2 protein-coding genes are annotated in these 1,678 nt (G+C 67.3%); both read left to right on the top strand.

The genetic code is table 11. The features are described 5' to 3' along the window. Positions 1-4 precede the first annotated feature (4 nt). Positions 5-766, top strand: a complete 762-nt coding sequence (locus ABCN56_RS19655) for an electron transfer flavoprotein subunit beta/FixA family protein (protein ID WP_343082531.1) — start codon at positions 5-7, stop codon at positions 764-766. After that, positions 766-1,678: electron transfer flavoprotein subunit alpha/FixB family protein (locus ABCN56_RS19660; protein ID WP_343082530.1), on the top strand; the 913-nt coding region annotated here is incomplete at its 3' end. The genes ABCN56_RS19655 and ABCN56_RS19660, both read left to right, overlap by 1 nt.

Consider the following 1,678-nt stretch of genomic DNA (forward strand, 5'->3'; position numbering starts at 1 on the left):
AGCCATGAAGGTCCTCGTGCCCGTCAAGCGGGTGATCGACTATAACGTGAAGGTTCGCGTGAAGGCGGACGGGACGGGTGTCGATCTCGCCAACGTCAAGATGTCGATGAACCCGTTCGACGAGATCGCCGTGGAAGAAGCGATCCGCCTGAAGGAGAAGGGCGTGGCGACAGAGATCGTCGTGGTCTCTATCGGCGTGAAGCAGGCCCAGGAAACGCTGCGCACGGCGCTTGCGATGGGCGCGGACCGCGCGATCCTGATCGAGGCGGCCGATGACGTCCACACCGACATCGAGCCGCTCGCCGTCGCGAAGCTTCTGAAGGCCGTGGTCGACGAGGAGCAGCCGGGCCTGGTCCTCGCCGGCAAGCAGGCGATCGACAACGACATGAACGCCACCGGCCAGATGCTTTCCGCGCTTCTGGGCTGGAGCCAGGCGACGTTCATCTCCGAACTCAGCGTGGACGGCGACAGCGCCACGGTGACGCGCGAGGTCGACGGCGGCCTGCAGACCATCAAGGTCAAGATGCCGGCGATCGTCACGGTCGACCTGCGCCTGAACGAGCCGCGCTACGCCTCGCTGCCGAACATCATGAAGGCGAAGTCGAAGCCCCTGGCCACCAAGACGCCGGCCGACTACGGCGTCGACGTCTCCCCGCGTCTCACGGTCGTGAAGACGGCCGAGCCGGCGGGCCGCAAGGCGGGCGTGAAGGTGGGCTCGATCGAAGAGCTCGTTGCGAAACTCAAGGACGAAGCGGGGGTTATCTGATGGCTGTTCTTCTTCTGGGTGAAGTCACTGACGGCCAGCTCGGCCTCGATGCGACCGCGAAGGCGGTGACGGCGGCGAAGAAACTCGGCGACGTGACGGTGCTGTGCGCCGGCGCTCGGGCTGCCGACGCGGCGGCCGAGGCGGCGAAGATCGAAGGCGTGTCCAAGGTGCTCTGCGCCGAGGACGCCTCGCTCGGCCACCGTCTCGCGGAGCCGACGGCGGCGCTGATCGTGTCGCTCGCGGGCGACTATTCGCACATCGTCGCCCCGGCGACGACGGACGCGAAGAACGTGATGCCGCGGGTTGCGGCGCTTCTCGACGTGATGGTGATCTCGGATGTCTCGGGCGTCGTCGACGCCGACACGTTCGAGCGCCCGATCTACGCCGGCAACGCGCTGCAGACCGTGAAGTCCTCGGACGGCAAGAAGGTGGTGACGATCCGCACCTCGACCTTCGACGCGGCGGGGACCGGCGGCAACGCCTCGGTCGAGACCATTTCGGCCGCCGCCAACCCGGCGCTCTCGGAATGGGTCGAGGACAAGGTCGCGGCCTCGGACCGTCCGGAGCTGACCTCGGCGAAGATCGTCGTCTCGGGCGGCCGCGGCGTCGGCTCCGAGAAGGACTTCGAACTGATCGAGAAGCTCGCCGACAAGCTCGGCGCGGCGGTCGGCGCTTCGCGCGCGGCGGTCGACTCGGGCTTCGCCCCGAACGACTGGCAGGTTGGCCAGACCGGCAAGGTCGTGGCGCCGGACCTCTACGTCGCCATCGGCATCTCGGGCGCGATCCAGCACCTCGCCGGCATGAAGGATTCGAAGGTCATCGTCGCCATCAACAAGGACGAAGAAGCCCCGATCTTCCAGGTCGCCGACTACGGCCTCGTCGCGGACCTGTTCACCGCGGTGCCGGAACTGA

This window comes from Ostreiculturibacter nitratireducens (assembly GCF_032670585.1).
Classification (GTDB): Bacteria; Pseudomonadota; Alphaproteobacteria; order Rhodobacterales; family Rhodobacteraceae; genus Ostreiculturibacter; species Ostreiculturibacter nitratireducens.

Bases quoted from the DNA above. Each gene is read 5' to 3' on its own strand.
- ABCN56_RS19655 (WP_343082531.1), top strand. From the start codon at position 5: ATGAAGGTCCTCGTGCCCGTCAAGCGGGTGATCGACTATAACGTGAAG.